Origin of the sequence: Rhodococcus sp. T2V (assembly GCF_029269925.1) — a bacterium.
In the GTDB taxonomy this organism is placed as follows: Bacteria; Actinomycetota; Actinomycetes; order Mycobacteriales; family Mycobacteriaceae; genus Rhodococcus_F; species Rhodococcus_F koreensis.
Window position 1 is genome coordinate 1 of sequence record NZ_JARJBD010000206.1, and the last position, 4,787, is coordinate 4,787.

General features: G+C 66.2%; 4 protein-coding genes and 1 pseudogene. 4 read left to right on the forward strand and 1 reads right to left on the reverse strand.

Annotation, left to right across the window (positions count from 1 at the left end):
• Window positions 1–376: 376 nt before the first annotated feature.
• The gene (locus tag P3H15_RS52975; protein WP_276144659.1) at window positions 377–1,303 is read left to right on the forward strand and encodes a ScbA/BarX family gamma-butyrolactone biosynthesis protein; all 927 of its coding nucleotides are present in this window, start codon (window positions 377–379) and stop codon (window positions 1,301–1,303) included.
• Window positions 1,304–1,308: 5 nt separating this feature from the next.
• On the opposite strand, the gene P3H15_RS52980 is transcribed toward P3H15_RS52975, so the two are convergent.
• Window positions 1,309–1,998, reverse strand: coding sequence for a ScbR family autoregulator-binding transcription factor (locus P3H15_RS52980; protein ID WP_276144660.1), 690 nt, complete (start codon window positions 1,996–1,998; stop codon window positions 1,309–1,311).
• A gap of 1,388 nt (window positions 1,999–3,386) precedes the next feature.
• On the opposite strand from P3H15_RS52980, the gene P3H15_RS52985 reads away from it, so the two are divergent.
• The 3 genes and pseudogenes from P3H15_RS52985 to P3H15_RS52995 all read left to right on the forward strand — a co-directional run.
• A complete protein-coding gene (locus P3H15_RS52985) occupies window positions 3,387–3,584 on the forward strand; it encodes a DUF3263 domain-containing protein (RefSeq protein WP_276144661.1) in 198 nt (65 codons plus the stop codon).
• A gap of 514 nt (window positions 3,585–4,098) precedes the next feature.
• Window positions 4,099–4,593, forward strand: coding sequence for a hypothetical protein (locus tag P3H15_RS52990; RefSeq protein ID WP_276144662.1), 495 nt, complete (start codon window positions 4,099–4,101; stop codon window positions 4,591–4,593).
• A pseudogene (locus tag P3H15_RS52995) lies at window positions 4,581–4,787 on the forward strand (globin domain-containing protein); the annotation flags it as partial. The gene P3H15_RS52990 and the pseudogene P3H15_RS52995, both read left to right, overlap by 13 nt.

The window sequence follows — 4,787 nt, forward strand, 5'->3', positions numbered from 1 at the left end:
GGGTGGGGCCAAATCAGAGCAGCACAGTGGGGCCAAATGGGGTTGTCATTCTCACCCCGTCGAGCAACCTCCAGCGCTCGCGTTACTGAGCACACTGGTGCCCTCGGCGCACCCGCATATCATCACCACCCCGGCCCGGACCGGCCCGAACCGCGTCACCGGTGGCCGACCCATTGGTGCGGGCAGAGGCGACCACCCCGGGGCCGGGCCGGCGACGGCCGCGATCGCACTTCAACGATTGTCGCAGTTTGTCGTCGGCGCGGATTCTCGTCGGATCCGCCTTGCCGACGGCCCCGACTGGTCACATGTCCGACTCCAGTTCTATAGTTCGACTTCCCGGCACAACGGACCGGTCGGTTTCTGTGGAGGGGTACGCGTGACGCGAGCTTGCCCACCGGTCCGTGAGGCATTACCCGTCCTCTCGTTCGAGCGGACCGTCGCCCGCCGGTACGTGCACCGGCAGGCCATCGCCGAGGTCTTCCTCACCGATTGCGCGGAGCTCGGTGAGCCGAACCGCTTCGCCCTCGCGGCGCAGTGGCCCCGGTTGCACCGCTTCTACCGCGCACAACACGGTCGATTCGACCCGATGCTGCTGGCGGAAACGCTGCGACAGGCCGCGATCTACCTTGCCCACACCCGATACCGGGTGCCACCGAGCTGGCGATTCGTCATGCAGGACATGCGTATTCGCGCTCACCTCGACGCGATGCGGGTCGGGATGTCTGCCGCGGACGTGACGGCGGAGACCACGCTGTCCGATCTGGTGTATCGCGGTGAGGTGGTGACGAGGTTCCGCATCGAGCTGCGGTATTGGTTGGCCGGTCGGGAGATCGGATCGGCATCCGGTGTCGCCGTGGCCCTCCCGCCGTCCGCCTACAGCAGGGCGCGCTGGGGCACCGCCGGGCCGCGCACCCCCGGCCCAGCGCGGTGTAGCACCGCCATCGCACCCGCCGTGGTGGGGCAGGTCGACGAACGGGACGTGGTGCTCGGGCGGCCGACCGGGCGGGGCGAGTGGGAGGTGCGGGTCGACGTGACGCACCCGGTGTTGTTCGACCATCCGCTCGATCACCTGCCCGGAATGCTGCTCCTGGAGGTACTGCGGCAGGGGGCGTTCGCGGCGCTGAAGGTCCCGGACGCGCACCTGGCGTCGATCGACGCGGTATTCCACCGCTTCGCCGAACTCGATCAGCACACCACCGTCGGTGTCCGGGTCCTCGACGAGGATCCGCTGTCGGTGCGGGCGGTGATCCGGCAGTCCGGTAGCGAGATTGCCACCGGACAGGTGCGGCTTGCCCGCCTCTGAGCGACTCAACGCCGCGGCGGCAGCGGCGCGGCGACCCGCGCAAGGGGTGCACCGATGCTGCGGGCCTTGCGGATCCGATCGATGTCCGGATGCCGGCCGGTGGGCATGATCCCGGGCAGTAGGAACGTCCACATGTCGTCGACCCGCTGTTCCAGGTCGGTACGTTGCGCGAGCACCTGCGAGACGGTCTGGACACCGGTGAAGGCACCGATCACGAACCGGGCGAACCGCGGCGGATCAATGCCAGACTCGAGGTCGCCTTGAACGATGGCGCGCCGCGCCAACTGCTCGCACGTACTGATCCAGTCCAGATAGGGATCGGTGGGGCCTTCCTCGTCGGCGCTGAGCTCCAGGGTGATCCGGATGCCGGCACGCACGATCGGGTCGTGCACGATCTGCCGGGCCATCTCATGGCAGAGCATCACGATCTGCTCGATCGCCGGAGCCTGCTCGCGGCCGATCGCCGCGACCGAGGCGATGGAGGTGGCGTGCTGCTCGGCGACGATGCACCGCGCCAACTCTTCCTTCGACCTGAAATGAAAGTACAACGCACCCTTGGTGAGGCCGGTGTTCTCGATGATCGTTCCGAGGCTGGCTCCGACATAGCCCTGCTTCTCGAACGTCTCCGCCGCTCCACGAACGATCTGCGCTCGGGTCGCCACCGCCCGCGCCTGTTGTTGAGCCACTACCCACACCTTCCCTGACCCCGTCCGGGGCGAGAAATCCGATAGACGAATGCACACAAAGCAATTAGCTGCACGAACGCTACCAGCGCTCAGCGAGGAGGTGCGGATCGAGCAACCGAGACCGCAGTCGGCGGTGTGATGATCGGGTGGTGGGTGCTGCGCGGCCGTGGGCTGTCGCAGCACGACTGTCGTCACCCGGCGCTGATACCTCCACCGGGGCGCCCCACACCCACACTCCGGGGCGGATGGTTCGCTGTGCGCAGTATGGCGCTGGGGATCAAGGCATCTCCAATTTCATGATCATCTCCGTCGAGGATGGTCATGCCCTCCTCGAGTCCTTGGTGGAGAGCCCGAGAGCATTCCCCAACTTCGGGTCCAGCTGAGGTTCCTCGCACCAGCGACCTGAACCGCCGTGTCCGCGGCACGACGCCGCAATGGCCTTCCACGGGTGACACATGCGGGCGTGGTGACCCACCAGAAGGGAACCTCTGATGCGTGTCCGCCGGACGCGGATCAAGGCAGGCGAGGCGCTCGTCGGGTGGTCGCCCGGCCAGGGATCGCACCGCACCCTCCACCGCCGACCTCGGCTGCATCCGCAGGTCAGGCCGGTACCGGTGAGTGCGAATCCCTCGTGGGCGAATAAATCTGGTCGGTTGTTTAATTTCACAGACTGGGAAATCCGGATTTATGTGAAACACGACCGAGGGGTCCGTCCGATAAAGGAAATAAGCGCGAAACAACGTTCGCGTGGATACCCGACCACAGCAGAAGGAGTGAAATCTGCATGGGTTCTGCAGGAATTGATTTCAACGTCGCTCTCGAGGCGTTCCTCCATTGGCTTCAGTTGAGCTTCGGCATCGGCGGCGGCATCGGCTGACCGCCGCAGCGTCCGGAACACCGCACCATAGGGCGGGAAGCAGTGGTGCTCGGTTCACTAACAGGTGAGCCGAGCACCACGCTGAACTGCGTAAACTGCAATGTGTGCCAGGCTCGGCGGCACGCCGGTGTCGAACCACCCGCCGGGGAGCGGTCGGATCGGCCCGAGCGGTTCATGCTGGCGCAAGACCCGATTTTCCGTCGACGGTTCGGGGCGCTCATCCCGGACGGTCCTGGCCGAGAATATTGTTCGCGCGGCGCCGAAATTTTCGCGTGGATCCGAAATTTTCGCGTGGATCCGAAATGTCTCCCGCCTGAGCGCAAATTGCCCGAATTGCGAGGGTGACACTATTCGAGGTGGTCGGAAATGAGATGCGGGGCACAATTCGCGGGCTTCGCGGCAAGCGCGGTACGTCACTGAACCCCGGGCTGCATCACACCTCCCCACCAAAGCACATGAGCACACGGACGACGAGACGGGAAGGGGGTGGCCAGATGAGTGCTGCACCGATGAGCCGGTTGTGTCCTTCGAGCTGCGCTGGTACAGCCACGGCGGCGGCCCGGAAGAGACGATCCTGGCCGACTTCGGAATGAGCCCCACCGAATTCTTCCGGGAACTGCACACCAACCTCGAACTCGACCCGCCGACGCCACTGCAACCGAAACTGGTCGAGACGATGAAGGCCGTTGCCCGCCGACGGCTCTGGGCAGGCTCCTGACCACACCGGCACCGATCAACCCGGCCCCGCCGCGGCGGCCGGGCACCCGGAAGCGGCCCCCACAGGAGGGTCTCCCGCCGGTGACCGCAGGGCCCCGGGTTCGCAACCGCGCGGTGTCCGGGCACGCGGGAAACGCGACATCAGCGCATCACGACCGCGAAGAGTGCGAACCGCTGTGGATCAATTGTTTTCGCAGCACTGGTGCCGGAAAGGGCTCATGGGATTCCCGACCCGCGGTCGGCGGGTCCGGGAGCGGTGCCCGCGCGGTAGCTCCGTTACTGTCGGAGCTTGCTTGTCCGCAGAACTCGACGCCGAATGGCACAAGCACGCTCGCGCAGCGAAATCCCTTGTGGACTCTGTCGCCACAGCGCTCGAGCGTCGTGTGGTCAGCCGTCACAACGGCGTAGCGTCGCGTTGCGCTGCAGGCATACCGCTTCCGCCCCACCTTCACGCGTCTGTGACCGAAAAGTTATACTTTGGTTATGAGTTCGAATCTCAGGGTGTCCATCGGGTCGTGTGCGGTGCGGCGCGTACCCGGACGAAGAGAGCACCGGCGCAGCGAAATCCCGCTCGCGGGCCGACGGCACCGACGGATCCCACCCGAGGAACTCGCCGCGGAACGGTCGGCACCCTGCTCGCCGAGCATTCCGGCGACGACCACCCGCCGGCCGTCGCCTACCAGGATCACCAGCAGGCCGGCGTGGTGCGGGCGGCGGCGCGGCACCAACTCCCCCACGTGCAGGTGGTACCCGCGGAGACGGCGGAGGTGCGGATGCTCGAGGAGACCGGTGTGCTCGGAGACCACACGACCGGTGTCCGCTACGACCTCGACGGCGCCGGACTCACCAGCACGGTGCCGGACCGGTCCACCGCCACGGTGCTGTCCCGGACCCGCATTGACGAGATCCGCGGCGATCTCATCGACGAACTCATCCGCGACCACCACCTCGGCGAACCCACCGACCCGTTCTCCCACTATCGAAGGCGGCGATTGTCGTGGACTCTCTGACGATTTCGCTGGTCAGATCAAGCTTCAAATCCGTCGGCGCGTCCCCCGGGGGCGAGAACGCTTTCGCGCGAGCCTTCTATGCCGTCCTGTTCGCCTCCAACCCGGAGATCCGCCAACACTTTCCGGCCGCCATGGACGACCAGCGCGACCGACTCATGCACGCCATCGGGTACGTCATCGACCAGCTGGACACA